This is a genomic window from Brevibacterium sp. HMSC063G07 (genome assembly GCF_001810665.1).
Classification (GTDB): Bacteria; Actinomycetota; Actinomycetes; order Actinomycetales; family Brevibacteriaceae; genus Brevibacterium.
Window position 1 is genome coordinate 164,605 of record NZ_KV802363.1, and the last position, 15,210, is coordinate 179,814.

At 63.0% G+C, this 15,210-nt stretch carries 13 protein-coding genes; 4 read left to right on the top strand and 9 right to left on the bottom strand.

The window, feature by feature from the left end:
- The first annotated feature begins 22 nt into the window (after nucleotides 1-22).
- Both HMPREF2757_RS09405 and HMPREF2757_RS09410 read left to right on the top strand, forming a co-directional pair.
- Complete coding sequence (locus tag HMPREF2757_RS09405) at nucleotides 23-910, top strand: response regulator transcription factor (RefSeq protein ID WP_070575887.1); 888 nt, start codon at nucleotides 23-25, stop codon at nucleotides 908-910.
- A 3-nt stretch (nucleotides 911-913) separates the two neighbouring features.
- The gene (locus HMPREF2757_RS09410; protein WP_070575891.1) at nucleotides 914-2,167 is read left to right on the top strand and encodes a sensor histidine kinase; all 1,254 of its coding nucleotides are present in this window, start codon (nucleotides 914-916) and stop codon (nucleotides 2,165-2,167) included.
- 42 nt (nucleotides 2,168-2,209) lie between these two features.
- Here the strand turns inward: HMPREF2757_RS09410 and otsB are convergent, their stop codons facing one another.
- The 5 genes from otsB to HMPREF2757_RS09435 form a co-directional block, all read right to left on the bottom strand.
- Nucleotides 2,210-4,870, bottom strand: coding sequence for a trehalose-phosphatase (gene otsB / locus HMPREF2757_RS09415; RefSeq protein ID WP_218079091.1), 2,661 nt, complete (start codon nucleotides 4,868-4,870; stop codon nucleotides 2,210-2,212).
- Nucleotides 4,867-5,523 (bottom strand): hypothetical protein, encoded by a 657-nt coding sequence (locus tag HMPREF2757_RS09420; RefSeq protein ID WP_070575894.1) that lies wholly within the window; start codon nucleotides 5,521-5,523, stop codon nucleotides 4,867-4,869. The genes otsB and HMPREF2757_RS09420 overlap by 4 nt, the downstream gene beginning before the upstream one ends.
- Complete coding sequence (locus HMPREF2757_RS09425) at nucleotides 5,507-5,896, bottom strand: QcrA and Rieske domain-containing protein (protein WP_070575900.1); 390 nt, start codon at nucleotides 5,894-5,896, stop codon at nucleotides 5,507-5,509. Before HMPREF2757_RS09425 ends, HMPREF2757_RS09420 begins: the two co-directional genes overlap by 17 nt.
- A 135-nt stretch (nucleotides 5,897-6,031) precedes the next feature.
- Nucleotides 6,032-6,616: a DUF421 domain-containing protein gene (locus HMPREF2757_RS09430; protein WP_070575903.1), complete on the bottom strand. Its 585-nt coding sequence runs from the start codon at nucleotides 6,614-6,616 to the stop codon at nucleotides 6,032-6,034.
- Nucleotides 6,613-7,305 carry a trimeric intracellular cation channel family protein gene (locus HMPREF2757_RS09435; RefSeq protein ID WP_070575906.1) on the bottom strand — a complete coding sequence of 231 codons (693 nt, stop codon included), beginning with the start codon at nucleotides 7,303-7,305 and terminating at the stop codon, nucleotides 6,613-6,615. Before HMPREF2757_RS09435 ends, HMPREF2757_RS09430 begins: the two co-directional genes overlap by 4 nt.
- Before the next feature lie 128 nt (nucleotides 7,306-7,433).
- Between HMPREF2757_RS09435 and HMPREF2757_RS09440 the strand changes: the two genes are divergently transcribed.
- Nucleotides 7,434-8,660 carry a pyridoxal phosphate-dependent aminotransferase gene (locus HMPREF2757_RS09440; RefSeq protein WP_070575909.1) on the top strand — a complete coding sequence of 409 codons (1,227 nt, stop codon included), beginning with the start codon at nucleotides 7,434-7,436 and terminating at the stop codon, nucleotides 8,658-8,660.
- Between the two features lie 66 nt (nucleotides 8,661-8,726).
- The gene (udk, locus tag HMPREF2757_RS09445) at nucleotides 8,727-9,338 is read left to right on the top strand and encodes a uridine kinase (RefSeq protein WP_070575912.1); all 612 of its coding nucleotides are present in this window, start codon (nucleotides 8,727-8,729) and stop codon (nucleotides 9,336-9,338) included.
- 89 nt (nucleotides 9,339-9,427) lie between these two features.
- Here the strand turns inward: udk and HMPREF2757_RS09450 are convergent, their stop codons facing one another.
- The 4 genes from HMPREF2757_RS09450 to HMPREF2757_RS09465 all read right to left on the bottom strand — a co-directional run bounded on the left by HMPREF2757_RS09450 (nucleotide 9,428) and on the right by HMPREF2757_RS09465 (nucleotide 15,185).
- On the bottom strand, nucleotides 9,428-9,667 hold the full coding sequence (locus HMPREF2757_RS09450) for a hypothetical protein (RefSeq protein ID WP_141750242.1): 240 nt from the start codon (nucleotides 9,665-9,667) through the stop codon (nucleotides 9,428-9,430).
- An 85-nt stretch (nucleotides 9,668-9,752) separates the two neighbouring features.
- Entirely contained in the window at nucleotides 9,753-11,282 is a 1,530-nt protein-coding gene (locus HMPREF2757_RS09455) for a SulP family inorganic anion transporter (protein ID WP_070575919.1), read from the bottom strand.
- Between the two features lie 81 nt (nucleotides 11,283-11,363).
- On the bottom strand, nucleotides 11,364-12,689 hold the full coding sequence (locus HMPREF2757_RS09460; protein ID WP_070575922.1) for an alpha/beta hydrolase: 1,326 nt from the start codon (nucleotides 12,687-12,689) through the stop codon (nucleotides 11,364-11,366).
- Between the two features lie 9 nt (nucleotides 12,690-12,698).
- Nucleotides 12,699-15,185, bottom strand: a complete 2,487-nt coding sequence (locus tag HMPREF2757_RS09465; protein ID WP_083304221.1) for a bifunctional lysylphosphatidylglycerol flippase/synthetase MprF — start codon at nucleotides 15,183-15,185, stop codon at nucleotides 12,699-12,701.
- Between the last annotated feature and the right edge of the window lie 25 nt (nucleotides 15,186-15,210).

Consider the following 15,210-nt stretch of genomic DNA (forward strand, 5'->3'; position numbering starts at 1 on the left):
TACCCATCGGAAAGGGGTGGGCATGCACATTGTCTTGGTCGAAGACGACGAAGTGATCCGCGAAACCACGCAGTTGGCCCTGGAGCGCTTCGGCTATACGGTCACGACTTTCGCAGACGGCCGCGACGGCTACGAATACGTGGCCGAACACGGCGCCGATGCCGTGCTCCTCGACCTCATGCTGCCCACTATGAACGGGGCGTCCATCACGCGCGCGATCCGCGAAAAATCAGCCGTGCCGATCATTGTGATCTCCGCACGGTCCGATCCAATCGACGTCGTTCAAGCTCTCGAAGCCGGTGCGGACGACTACCTGACGAAGCCCTTTGACATGCAGGTGCTCAATGCGCGCATCCGCACAATTGTCCGCCGTTTCGTCACTGCAGGCACAGGGGCGATGGGATTCGGTTCGACTCGCGTCGGACAGGATGCCGTTGATTCATCCGCCCCCACCGGGGGCAGGCAGAAGACCGCTGCCGAAAGCTCACGGTGGGAGGCCAGCCGCAACGACACTGCGCCCATCCTCGGCACCGGCGCAATTCCGGAAGTCCTCGGTCCCACACCGGGACTTCCGAATCCGTCACGAGGCACTCCGGGAGGTTCCGCCGGCAGCCCCGAAACGCGCTCAACGACCAAGTTGGGCTCTCTCGAACTCGACAACAGCAGGCTGACGGTCACCGTCGACGGAGCAGAAGTCCACCTCACCCCCACCGAACTGCGCATTCTTCTGCTGCTGACAGAAGACCCCAAGCACGTGTACTCACGCGAAAAGATCGCAATGACAGTGTGGGGCTGGGAGTGGGCCGGCGATACACGCGTTGTTGACGTGCACATTCAGCGGCTGCGCAAGAAGATCGGCGCCCGCATGATCGAAACCGTCCGCGGCTACGGCTACCGCTTCGCAGGCTGAGCCGTGTCCCTGCGGCTGAAATTCGTTCTTGTTCTTGTCATCGGCGTAGTGCTCACAGCGCTCATGCTCGGCGCGATCGTGCGCTACACCGCCGGCAGCGCCGAAGACACCCTGCTGCGCGGGCAAGCCGAATGGAAACTCGAACAGGCTCACAGTATCTACACCGAGTCAGGTCGGCTTCTGATGGACAGCAGCATCGACAGCCCCCGCCTTCCCGAACAGGCGCGCGAATCTGCCCGGCAGGGACGGACCGTCACAGTGCGTGGGCACCTACCCGAAACCGGCGAACCGGTCATGTGGGCAGCCATGCCGATCACCGTCGGCGATGAAAAGAAAGTGCTGTCGGTCTACCACTCAGCAGCCGAATACGAACAGATGCGCGAACGCTTCAACAAGAGCATTGTCCTCGCCTCAGTCTTCGGTGCGGTGCTGATCGGCGGAATCGGCGCGCTGACAATCGGGAGTCTTTCGGGACGACTGACCCGCGGGGCCGAAGTCGCCCGGCAGATAGCCGCAGGCGACACCTCGGTGAAGATCGGCGATGTCATCACCACCGGACACGACGAAGTCGCCGACTTCGCCGATGCGGTTGACTCCGCCGTCGCACAGCTGTCAGAGCGCATCGATACCGAACAGCGCTTCACAGCCGACCTGGCACACGAACTGCGCACACCTCTGACCGGGCTGATCACCGCCGCCAGCCTGCTGGAAGAAGACTCGCGACCAGCCGAACTGGTCAAGGAGCGCGCCCGTAGACTGCAGGATCTTGTCGAAGACCTGCTTGAAGTGTCCCGGCTAGAGGGCGGGGCCTCACACGTCGACATTCAGCCCATGCACGTTGCGTCCACACTGCATGCGCTCATCAGCAATCTGCGGTCATCCGGTGCCGTCGGCGCGCACGTGATCAACGCCGACTTCGCACTGGCCGACGTCACCATCAACACCGACCAGCGGCGCTTTGAGCGGATCGTCTCCAACCTGGTCATCAACTCCATCAAGCACGGCAGCGACCCGATTACGGTCACCGCAACAGACAGGGCCGTGCGCGTCGAAGACAGCGGTCCCGGCTACCCCACTGACATCCTCACGCTTGGCCCCACGCGCTTCTCCAGCGGCGGCGGAGGCGGTATGGGCCTAGGCCTGGTGATCGCACAGGGGCAGGCGAAGCTGCTCGGCATGGACCTGGTTTTCGGCACCGGTCACACCGGGGGTGCGAAAACCGACCTCAGGTGGGGCAAGAGCGCCCTGGCCTACTGAGATAGCCGCTCCCCTGCCTCATGCACCCCCCCGGCGTGACGCTCACTCGCTCAGGGCGAGTGCCGCCTTGATGTGCCCGATGTGGCTGTAGGCCTGTGGTGTGTTGCCCAGGTGCCGTTCTGCTACGGGATCGTATTCTTCCGGCAGCATTCCCGTGGGCCCGATGAGCGCTTCCATGCGGCTGAACAGATTGCGCGCATCTGCCGTCCGGCCGACCATCTGCAGAGATTCGATCAGCCACGACGTGCAGATGTGGAATCCGCCTTCAAGCCCTGGCAGGCCGTCGTCGTAGCGGTAGCGGAACACCGTGGGTCCTTCGCGCAGGCTGCGTTCAACGGCGTCGACAGTTGCGCGGAAGCGTTCGTCATCTGTCGGCAGCATGCCGGACAGGCCGACGAACAGGCACGCGGAGTCGAGGTCTTCTTCGCCGTAGGCGACGGTGAATGCGCCGACCGTGGAGTTGAAGCCCTTGGAGCAGACGTCGTTTTTGATGTCTTCGCGCAGCTGCTGCCAGTCTGCCCCGGCGGGACGGCCGAATTCTTCGGCTGCCGCGAGGGCCCGATCGACCGTCTGCCAGCACATGACCTTGGTGTACACGTTGTGCTTGGGGGCGCGCCGGGCTTCCCAAATGCCGTGGTCGGCTTGGTGCCAGCGGTTTGCAACCGCCTGCACGAGGGCTTCCAGCAGCGACCAGTGCGAATCGGACAGTGTGCCGTCAAAGCGGGCAAGGCTGACAATGAGGTCGGCAATCGGTCCGAACACGTCCAGCTGAACCTGGTGTTCGGCGGCATTGCCCACGCGCACGGGCCGCGAACCGGCATAGCCGGGCAGGTGTTCGAGAACAGCTTCGGTCACCAGGGGTGAACCGTCGACCGCGTATAGCGGGCGGAGCTCTTCGACGGTCAGACCCTGTTCGGCAGCCTGTTCGATGATCGTTTCGAGCCACGCCAGGAAGCCGCGGGCTTCAGCCGCAGAGCCGAGGTCCACGAGCGCGGAAGCGGTGAGAGCGCCGTCGCGCAGCCAGGTGTAGCGGTAGTCCCAGTTGCGCACTCCTCCGATGCCTTCGGGCAGCGAGGTGGTGGCGGCGGCTAGGATTCCCCCGGTGGGTGCGTGGCACAGTCCGCGCAGTGTCAGCGCGGAGCGGCCTACGCGATCGCGCGATTGTTCGGGCAGGCTGAGCTTGCCGACCCATTCGCGCGATGCTTCTTTCGCGGCTGCGCGCACAGCTGCTTCGTCTTCAAGGACAGCAGCAGCGGTGTTTTCAGCCGCACCGAGGATCAGCGCCAACACGACGGGAGCGCTGTCTTCGAGTTTGACGCGAGCGACAGCGGTTTCTGATTCGCCGTCCTGAATGACTTTGAACTGCACGCCGGGTGCGACAAGTTCAACGGCTTCTGTCGCACCGCGTACGCGCACACCACGGTCGGTAAGCTTCAGGCGCACGGGGTAGGCGCCGTAGTCGGGCCGCGGTGCAAAGCGGATGAGCGCTTCGCCTTCGCCTTTGAGTGTGCGCACCAGCACTGCCGAACCGGCTGGGTCGGCGTCGGCGACGGGTGCCAGGTAGTCGGTGACGGACACCTGCTGCCAGCGGGTTTCGAGAATGTGTGTGGCATCGCGGTAGCGCTGCGAGATGGGCAGTGCGTTCGGTTCGCGTGCAGGCACCACGGAGAAGTAGCCTGCGTCGTCGCTGCCGAGGATTTCGGAGAACAGGGAGTTCGAGTGCGGCAGCGGGTGCGGCAGCCACGAGATCTGCGCGGTCGGGTCGACCAGCGCGGTTGTCGTTCCGTTGGACAGCAGCGTGTAGCGCTCAATGGGCACGGCCTCTTTGCCGAACAGCCACGCCCGCCGCAGCGCGACGACCGAGGACAGCACGAGTGCAACTTCGGAAGGTCCGCTCAGCAGGAACTGGGCGGCGGTTTGTGCGCCGGGCGCGCTTTCGCCGCCGTGCCGGTTTTCGGCTGCGGCTTCTGTGACTTTCAGGCCGAGGTCGGCTTCGCCGAGCGATGCGAAGGCCGGTTCGTCCGATGCGTCATCCCCAATGTAGAGCACGGTCGGCTGGCCCAGACGGCGGCGCAGTTTGTTCAGGGCATCGCCCTTGGTGGAGTCGACGACAGTGAGGTCCACGACCTCTTTTCCGCGCACGGAGCGCACGCCCGAAAGCGCTTCGAGCCGTGCCACTGCGTCTTCTGCCTGGCGGCGCTGGGCACCTTCGAGTCCGCGCAGGTGAATGGCCGCGCCGGAGGGCTTGGGTTCGATGTTGAGCGTCGGCATGGCCGCGTGCACCGAGGCAAGACCGTGGCGCAGGTTCGACAGCGCGTGCTGTTCCGACTGGGAGAGAGACTCTTCGAAATCCGTATCGGTTTCGCCGCCGTGGGACCCGACCAGGTGGACTTCCCGGGGCAGTCGCGACATAGCGGCGAGGTCTCGCAGGGACCGCCCGGAGATCACTGCCGAGGTGGTGTTCTCAAGTTCTGCCAGTGCCCGCAGCGCCTGCACCGATTCTTCTTTCGGGTAGGCGTGAGCGGGTGAATCGACGATGGGGGCGATGGTGCCGTCGTAGTCAGTGGCAACGAGCAGCTGTTCGGCACGGGCCAGCTGCTGGATAAGCCGGAACAGCTCTGGATCGAGTTTTCGCAGAGCCGTCTGTACGTCGATGCCGTGGGCATCGGCTGAGCTGGGACCGATGTGCGCGTGGTTGCTCATTCCCTATCCTCGCTGATTGCGCCGGTGTTTTTCCTATTGTTGCGTGTAAAGCCCCCAACCGCATAGACCACCCCGATGATCGTTGCGGCAGCACCGGTCAGGCCCATTTCTGACAGTGCTTTCATATTCGAGCCTAAGATCATGGCGACTGCAAGGAGCAGGTGGACGGCCGCGGCGATTGCGAAATCAGTGGACATCCGCTGGTGTTTTACGCGCACGTAGATCCACGCTTCGAGCAGTCCGTGCAGCAGCGCCCACACCATGATTGCCGCCCGCACACCGCCGGCTTCTGTCGCGAAGGCCAGAAAGCCTGCCGCGGGCAGGACCACAACGGCCTGCCCCAGCAGCTGGGTGCGCAGGGCGGGGGTTTTCGCCGCCTGGCCCAGCAGCATGAGTCCCTGCACCACGATGTAGGCCAAAATGAGCAGCGCTGCAGTGCGCACGCCGACGGCCGTGTTGAAAGGGCTGTCGACCTGCACTCGCGGCCAGAACACCACGACGATTCCGAAGATGACCGACCACAGTCCCCGGGCAATCATCCACGTGGCTACCCGGCCGTAGTGGGTGAACTCGTTTTCGCCGGCCGCAGATGCGCGCGCTGTCTGTGAGCCGCGGGCTTCGCCCGGGCTGGAAACGTCACTTTGCCGAGACATGCAGCTTGTCGCCGTCCTGAGTCAGCTGAGCTTCTTCCAGTCCCTGCTGTGCGGCACCGGAGATGAAAGAGCCGTCTTTAGAGGAGAAGTGCGATGTGTGGCAAGGGCACACAATCTTCTCTTCGTCCACCTGATTGACCAGGCAGCCCTGGTGCGGGCACACCGCGGAGAACGCTTTGAACTGGCCCTTTTCCGGCTGCACCACGACGAAGTTGTCCTTGATGACGCCCGAGCCTTCGGGAACATCTGCGGCGTTGAGTTCGATTTCGCCGAGGTCCTGACTGGAGCAGGCGGCAAGACCGGCACCCGTGGCTGCCGCAGTTCCAATGACGCCTGCGCCCTTGAATACATCGCGCCTGCTCATGGTGGACATAGATGTTCCTTCCTCCGAAGTGTTTGTGCCCAGCTTCGCACAGCCGGGTTCACAAAACCTGAGAGCCCCCGCGGTCTGCCTTCCGCCTCGTCCCCCTGTGCGCAGCTGCGTCCCGACCGGGCTGTGCCGCAGGTGCTATTCGGTGAGGTCCCCCGGTTCGTGCCCCAGGATCTCCTCGGCACCGGCAACGCCCTTGAGCAGTTCCGGATCGATCTGCTCGCCCGCTTTGATGACGGTGAACTGGCCGGTCTGCTCGAAGATGACACCGCGGACATCCTGCGGTTGGAAGATCCCGTTCTGGCGCAGCGCGGCATAGAGGTCAACGGGGGCCAAGTGGGCCCGCTTGAGCCTGTCTTCGAGGACTTCGCCATTGGCCATGACGACGATGGGGTGCGGGGCCGTGCGCGACTGCGCACCGAACCTGCGGTTGGCATACCGCATAATCGACGCGAGCGTCAGGATGCACACCAACGCTATGACGCCCGTGGCGAGCGTGGGCTTATTGCCGAGGATCACACGGCCGGCAACGGAGCCGAGCATGATGACCGCAATCGTGTCGGTCATGTACAGCGATGACAGCGAGCGCGCCCCGTAGAGTCTCACCAGCAGCGCCAGGAAGAAGTAGATGCCGATGGCGGCACCGATGATGAACGGCACCCGCCACAGTTCGATGCCGAGGTTCGCAGCGGTTTGGGACCACCATCCGACCGGAGGCGTCATTCCTGTTCCTCTCTTCTGCCCGGCGCACGTGTTCTGCCCAGTGCGCGGCGGGTGATGGGCCGGACTGACCAGCTGCGCATTGATGACGGTGCTCTCCAGCCGAAGCGCAGCGACAGCAGGCGGAAGACGGTCACCATTGCAATGACCCCGACTTCAGCCCACCAGGTGATGAGGTCGATCTGGTAGAGCCCGGCGGTCACGGCCGCACCGACGACGGCTGGGATGACGTAGAGGTCAGAGCTTTGGAACACGACCGGAACCCGGTTGGCGAATACGTCGCGCAGCATTCCACCGCCCACGCCGGTCATAAGTCCCAGCAGAATGGCCGACAGGATCGGCATGCCGTAGTGCAGGGCTTTCGTAGTGCCTATGACGACGAACACACCCAGGCCAATGGCGTCGAAGAACACGATGCCGCGTTCTGCCTGCACGACGCGCGGGCCGATCAGGTACACGATGACACCTGCCGCTATGGGAATGAGCAGGTAGACAGGGTGCTCAAACGCCGCCGGACGAGTGGACAGGATGAGGTCGCGGGCGATTCCCCCGCCCGTGGCGGTGAGCATGCCCAGCACGATTCCGCCGGTGAGGTCGATGTTCTGTCGCGACGCCAGAAGGTTCCCCGACAGGGCGAACGCGAGGACACCCACCAGGTCGAGGATGTAGAAGTACATTTCTGTCGACGGCATAGCGCCTCTATTATTGCTCGCCAGCCCTTTCAGCGCGGACCGTCTCGCCTTTGAAGACCAGTGGCCGTGCTCTCACCCGAAACGCGTGGCCTAGTCTGTGGTGTAAGGCACACAGCAGAAAGGCGGCCATGTTCAAGCAGTCGGACAAGCTCAAAGACGTGCTCTATGACCTGCGGGGTCCCGTTTTGGCAGAGGCCCAGAAAATGGAGGCCGCAGGGCACAAGATCCTCAAGCTCAACATCGGCAATCCGGCTCCGTTCGGCTTTGAAGCGCCCGATGCGGTGCTGGTCGACATGATCAAGCACCTGCCGGAGGCGCAGGGGTATTCAGACTCACGGGGTCTTCCGTCCGCTCGCCGTGCGGTTGTGCAGTATTACGAAACTCGTGGGATTGAGAACCTCGATTCTGATGAGGTGTTCTTGGGCAACGGCGTTTCTGAGCTCATCACACTGTCACTGCAGGCACTGTGCAATCCCGGTGACGAAATTCTGGTGCCCAGCCCCGACTATCCGCTGTGGACCGCCTCGGTTGCCCTGTCCGGCGGCACGCCGGTGCACTACCGCTGTCTTGAAGAAGACGACTGGAACCCGGATCTCGAAGACCTCGAAGCGAAGATCACCCCGCGCACCAAGGGCATTGTTGTCATCAACCCGAACAACCCGACCGGTGCCGTGTATTCGCGTGAAACGCTCACCAAAATCGTGGGACTGGCCGACAAGCACGGGCTGCTGATCTTTGCCGATGAAATCTACGAAAAGATCACCTACGGCGATGCGCAGATGATCAACATGGCCTCGCTGACCGGGGAAGACGTGCTGTGTCTGACGTTCTCCGGCCTTTCGAAGGCCTACCGGGTGGCGGGCTATCGTTCCGGCTGGCTGGCCATCACTGGGCCGGACTGGAAAGCCCAGGACTACATTGCCGGGATCAAACTGCTGGCGGATATGCGCATGTGCGCCAATGTTCCTGCCCAGTACGCAATTCAAGCGTCCCTTGGCGGACGCCAGTCGATTGACGACCTCGTGCTGCCGCAGGGCCGCCTGGGTGCGCAGATGGAACTGGCCACCCGCAGGCTCAATGAAATCGACGGCGTGGACTGCGTGCCCGCCCAGGGTGCTCTCTACCTGTTCCCCCGTTTGGACAAGGACCGCTTCGGCATTGTCGACGATGAACAGTTCGCTTTGGACCTGCTGCGCGAACAGAAAATCCTCGTCAGCCACGGCACCGCCTTCAACTGGGAGGACACCGACCACTTCCGCCTGGTCACCCTGCCCAGCGTCACCGATCTGGCCGAAGCTCTCGACCGGCTTGAGGAGTTCCTGGCCAGCTACGACCAGAAGAGCATGCACGCATAAGCCGGGCGGCGCCTCGGCGGAGTGCTGCTCGTCTATTCTTAACGGGAAAGATTTCTTGGAGGCCCGATGTCCTGTTTTACGGTCGGTGTTGCCGGTGGGACCGGCAGCGGGAAGACGACGCTGACCCGTGCGCTGCTCGAACGGTTTTCCGGCCATTCTTCAGTTGTCTTCATGGACAACTACTACAAGGACCAATCGCACCTGACGTGGGACGAACGGGTGGTGACCAATTACGACGCCCCCGAGGCCTTCGACGTCGAACTCATGGCCGATCACCTTCGACAGCTGCGCGCTGGGCAGGCCGTTGACTGCCCCGTGTACAACTTCGCCGAACACAACCGTGCCGCTGAAACCATTCGCGTGGAACCCTCCCCGGTTTTGGTGGTCGAGGGGATTCTGCTTCTGGCGCTGCCGGAGCTGACGGACCAGCTGGACCTCAAGCTGTTCGTCGACACGGACGCAGATGTGCGGATTCTGCGCCGCATTCAACGAGACGTCGTTGAACGCGGCCGGTCACTGGCTTCGGTTGAAGAGCAGTACCTCAGAACGGTCAAGCCGATGCACGAACTCTACGTCGACCCGTCTAAGCGCACCGCGGACCTCATCATCCCCGAAGGCGGACGCAACATCGTCGCCCTGGACACACTCATCAACAGGATCGAACGCGAAGTCAGCTGATTGCTACTGATTCCGAACAAACACTTGCTGTTTTTGCATTAAAAATGCGGCGGGAACAGAACGCTCCCGCCGCATTGTTGATCAGTTACTCAGACTGACCCTTCAGACTCACGCAACTTCTTACGGCCGCGGTAGTAAGTGTCTATAGCGTTCCAGGCTGACAGCCCGAAAGCCGAAACCATGCAGAAAAGCACCGCCTGGATACGGTTGTCCTGATTCCACACCAGCACTAGTACCAGGAGAGTCACGCCGACAGCACCTACGGACAGGCGGCCGAACTTCTGCCAGCACTTCTTCTTCAACTTTGAAACTTCATGCTGCATACTCATGTTCTAAGAGTAGAAGCGGATCCGCGGGCAGTCGACACCGTGGAATTGAAACCCTTACAACTTGAAAGAGATTCGCTAGAACTGCTCACCGTGACGAGTGGGTGTCATCGCTCAGCCTTCCGTGCAGCTGCCGAGTGACATCGTCCATTCCTATGAAGTGAACTTCTGTGCCCAGTTCGGCGTACTTGGTGACGATCGCGTCAAGAGCGGTGACGGTCGAGGCGTCCCACACCCGGGTGTGCGTCATGTCGATCACCACGAGGTCGGGGTCTTCTGAATAGCCGAACTGCGTGGTGAGGTCATTGCTGGAAGCGAAGAACAGCTCACCGGTGACCGTGTAGCGGGCGCGATCGCGGCCGGTGTCCGGATCGACGTCAATGTGCCGCTCAACTTCCGCAAAGTGCGCCACCCTGCGCACAAAGAGGATCGCGGCTGCGATGACACCGGCGCCAACACCCACTGCCAGGTTGCCGCTGATGACGACGAACACAACGGTGATGAGCATGATCGCCGTTTCGGACTTCGGCATGCGCTTAAGCGTCTTCGGGGCGATCGAACGCCAGTCGAAGGTCTGGTAGACGACGATCATCATGACCGCCACAAGGGCAGCCATGGGGACCTGCCCAACAGTGTCCCCGAGCGTGACCACGAGGATCAGCAGGAACACTCCTGACAGGAAAGTGGAGATCCGCGTGCGGGCACCGGAGATCTTGACGTTGATCATCGTCTGCCCGATGACAGCGCAGCCGCCCATCGCACCGAAGAACCCGGAGACCATGTTCGCGATTCCCTGGCCCATGCTTTCGCGGACCTTCCGCGAGTGTGTATCCGTGATCTCATCGACGAGTTTGGCAGTCAGCAGCGACTCCAACAGTCCGACAACCGCCATAGCCAAAGAGTAGGGCGCAATCGTTGTGAAGGTCTCCAGGGTCAGCGGGACATCGGGCAGGAAGAAGCCGGGCAGGCTGCTGGGCAGTTCACCCTGATCACCGACGGTCGGCACGCTGATGCCGAAGGACACCACCGCAATCGTCATGAGCACGATTGTGATGAGGGGAGCCCACACGCTGGGAAGGAAACGCGGAATCACGATAAGCAGCACGAGTCCGGCTGCCACCAGCCAGTAGACAGCACTGGGCACATTGAACAGGTGCGGCAGCTGTGACATGAACACGAGGATCGCCAGTGCGTTGACGAAGCCGACCATGACACTGCGGGGTATGAACCGCATGAGCTTCGGTGCTCCCAACAGCGCCAGTGTCACCTGAAAGACTCCGGCGAGGATCACGGTGGCGATGAAATAGTCGAAACCGTACAGGCGCGAAACCGGGGCGATGACGAGCGCGACCGCCCCCGTAGCCGCCGAAATCATCGCCGGGCGGCCGCCGACTATCGATGTCACCACCGCCATGATGAAGCTGGCGAACAGGCCAACCTTGGGGTCAACGCCCGCAATGACGGAGAACGCAATGGCCTCCGGAATGAGAGCCAGTGCCACCACCAGCCCGGCCAGCACCTCGCGCGACAGGATCTTCGGCGAGCGCAGGGCTTCCATGACCGTCGGCTTAGCGCGGTAGCGGTTCGGATCTTCCGGCAGCGGGGTGAGGGTCTCCATGACTCTAGGCTACGAGTGCCACACACCGGGTGTGCACGAGATTCCCCGAACACCCGCCCGAACGGCTTTCAGCGGGCGATTTCACAGGCCCGTCTGCTGTCCGAACCACGTCAGCTGATCGGCAAAGGCCGGCCGCCACACCTGCCACGAATGACCGCCGGGATATTCGCGCCATTCAAGCTGCATGCCGGCAGCCCGGCCTTCGTCACACAGCTTTCTGAGCTCATGGCGGTAGCGATCGTCTTCAGCCCCGACTGAGAAGACTCCCCGCACCAAGGGATAGCGCCGCTGCTTCATGAGGTCAGCCGGGTTGTTCTGACTGTATGCGCGTTCATCCCCGTGAAAGATCACGTCGACAGCACTGGCTGAACCTGACACCTCGGGAGCTGCTTCACCGGAGAAGTTGAGCACCAGCGAATATGCATCAGGCGCCCGAGTCACAACCTGCAGCGCACAGGTACCGCCGTTCGACAGCCCGCCGATCCCCCACCTGTTTCTGTTTTCGGTGACCTGAAGGTTCTTTTCAATCCAGTCAGGAACATCCCGCTGCAAATACTCAGCAACATTGCCTGCCTCGGAATCCGAACACAGCGGACTTGTGAGCGAACCGCCCAGCTGATCGACCACGACCACCACGGGAGCGGCACCGTCGTGTGCGGCGGCGTAGGCATCCAGGCTCATCTGCATTTCACCGGCATCAACCCACGTTCGCGGAGCCCCAGGCTGACCGGCCATGAGAACCAGCACGGGCAGATCCCTGCCGCCTGCGTGCTGGTAAACGGGCGGCAGATAGATGACAGCCGGGCGCGGATTCCACTCAGACCGCGCACCGGGCAGCTGCGCCTCGACAAGGGTTCCGCGCCCAGGCACCTGCCCGTCCACGGGCCCCTGCGGAACATCGCCCAAGCTGCGGTAGTCCGCGCCCACGCCCACAGCCCCAGCCAGTGTCCGGTAGGCCCCGAACCGCGCATTCATGGCACCCAACATTCCGGCGGTGCTCAACAACACTGCCACCGCGATCACGGCAGCTGTCGCCGCGCGGCCCAGCTTCCACAGCGGCTGCAGGCGCAGAAGCCTCGATAGGGCCGTCGCATCCAAGCCAACCAGCACCGGCTGGCGGGGCCACAGGGCCAACAGGGGGAGGAAAACGCCAACCCACAGCAGGGCCCAGATAATCCAACCGAAGGGATCCACAAAGGGCAGCCACAGAACATCGAATACGAACCAAGCGGCCACGGCAAATGCCGTGGGAACCCCGAGCACAAACATCCAGCCGGTCCGTGAAAAGTGCAGTCCGCGCAGCAGCACAACGACGATGACCGCTGCGACTATGAGAACACCGAAGGCGAACTCGGGCCCCGCTCCCAGCAGGAGAACACCGTCAAGGGCATTCCGAAGCCACGTCATCGTCGGCTCTCAGTCTTTGGATGAGCGCAGCAGCTCTGATCCCAAGCGCACGGTGTCGCGCACGCTGAGATTGGGCAGATAGGCGTGGCTGACAGCGCGGGCCGCGCGAGCCAGATCAGCGACTTCGGGCACCGCCAACCACATGGTTTCCGTGCGCGGCTGGAACTTGTGCTTGAACGCGTACAGCGAATTGAAGCCGTAGACCGGTTCCAGGCGAGCGCTCAGCGCGGCAAGCACCGAGTGGATCATGCCCGGCTCATCGGCTTCTGTGACCAGGGGTGCGCCGGAGAGCGACAGCACACGCAGCCCCTCATCCTGAGCGCTGATAATGGCCCGCGCAATGAGGAACTCCATGACCGGCCGGAAGCCGCCGTCGCGCCTGCGCATGAAGTCCAGCGTCAAACCGATGACCTCGCCGTCCTCGTACACCGGCATCCACGACGTCACCCCGTGGACCGTGCGGTCCTCGTCGACGGCGACAAGCAGGCGAACCTCTGGGTCGTCAAGCTCCGCGACCCCACCGAGTGTGAAGCCCATTTCCGGCAGGGGCTTCTGCTCGGCCCAGTGCTGCGAAATCGCCTCGATCTGATCCCGTATGGCCAGCGGCGCGCTCTCCCACGTCATCCACTCGGCTTCCACACCCTCTTTCTTCGCACGGTTAGCAGCGGTGCGGACGTCTTGGAAGGCTTTGCCCTTGAACTCCACCTGGCCCAGATCGACCACGGTTTCGGTTGCCACCGGAACACAGGACCATCCCCAGCTGCGTGCGACATCGGCCGCGGCATCGTGTACGGAGTAGAAGATCGGCACCAGTCCCTGTCGAACCGCCCAGCGGGAGAATTCGTCCATGACGTCAGACAGTTCCTCCGGGCTGGCCGCCGGATCTGTGACAGTGAGAGCGGCACCATCGCGTCCGCGGAAGGCAATACCTGCCCGCCCGCTGCCGCTGATCCACACGCTGTTGTCTTTCCACGTGGTCATCCAGCCAAGCGTTCCCGCGCCCACCCTGCGCAGAATGTCGCGGTAGGGCACCGCCGTCTGCTCGCTGCTTTCGACCACTCCCCTGGTCACTGCGCGCAGAGCGACCACGACAATGACCGCCCACGGCACCAGGGTGCCAAGGTCCAGGGCAAAGCGACCGAACGCATCGTCAGCTGTCAGGGGGCCCACGGGGCTCAGAAGCCGCAGACCGGGCACGATGTGGATGATGTAGTCCCACACGAGCCTTCCGACTGTCGGGGTCTCACCCAGGTGGGAACGCAGAAGCAGACCCGCCGCCACAGCGACAACAGCACCCAGCACGACACCGGAGAATACAAGCAGCGTCAGCCTGCGGTACCACCCGGCGACAGGGCGAACCGGGAACAGCTTCCACTTCCACACAACCACCGCAATGACCAACAGTGGAATGATGATCGGCACGAACAGCTGCAGCCCCGGGCCGACGGCCGGATCAAGCCCCAGAACAGCACCGGATTCATCCCAGTAGCGGTACAGGCCGGAAATCGTGGCCGCGGCAATGGCAGAGCGCAGGAGAATGTAGGCCTGCAGGAGCACCGTGCCGATGGCCGCGGCCTGTCGACCCCGGCGCAGTCCGGGCAGGAAGCTCAGCTGCACCAGCCACGGCATAGCCAGGCGGATAATCGAGCCCAGGCTGGTGCTGCGGCTGAGTGCCTCTGCCCGCTGGCACGCCGCTTCGGTCCCGGATGCGCACACCGCGTCGATCTGCTCGGGTGTGATTGACGCTTCGAACAGGTATCGCACGGACGCCAGCGGGCCGATGAAATATTCGGCGCGCATTGAAATCACGGATGCGGCGATGATCGCCACGATCCCGGTGACGATGAATTCGCGCGCCTCGAGTCTTGAGCCCACTCGGCGTTTGGGGATGGGTCCGCCGATCATACGGCCGGCGACAAGCCCGATGCCCACAGCAACCAGGTGTTCGAAGTCCCGCGCCTCACCTGCGCACGTGACCATCACGGCCAGGTACACGCCCACCAGCAGAATGACCCGGCGGCGCATAACGCCCTCGGTCAGTCCGGCCGCAGCAACCCCGGTGGCGAACAGCCACGCTCCAACGGACGAGGACGGGGTCTCGGCAAACACGCGGAACCATTCCACGGGGGTGTGGGCGAGCGCCCTGGACACGAGTGTGACGAGCACAATTGAGGCCGTGTGCCCGATGACGCCGATGATCGCATACCTCAGCGAACCGAGTCTGCGCTCGGCCCAGATGCCCACAGCAAGCACCAGGACTACGACCGCCGCGAAGTAGCAGGGGCTGACCGAACCAGACGGCAGCAGCCGTACGAGGATCCCGGACTCATCGCCAGCTGGAGTTTCTGCCACAGCGGACCGTTGGAAGTCCCAGCCCGCGAGGACCAGCACGGCAAACACCGTGCTCACGGGCCCAGACCGCAGCCATTCGACGCAGGCGTGCAGCGCTGCACGGCCGCGCATCGGTGCGGTTTCTTCTTGCACTGAACTAGTCATAAGGCTGATAACTCTATAGCCCAAT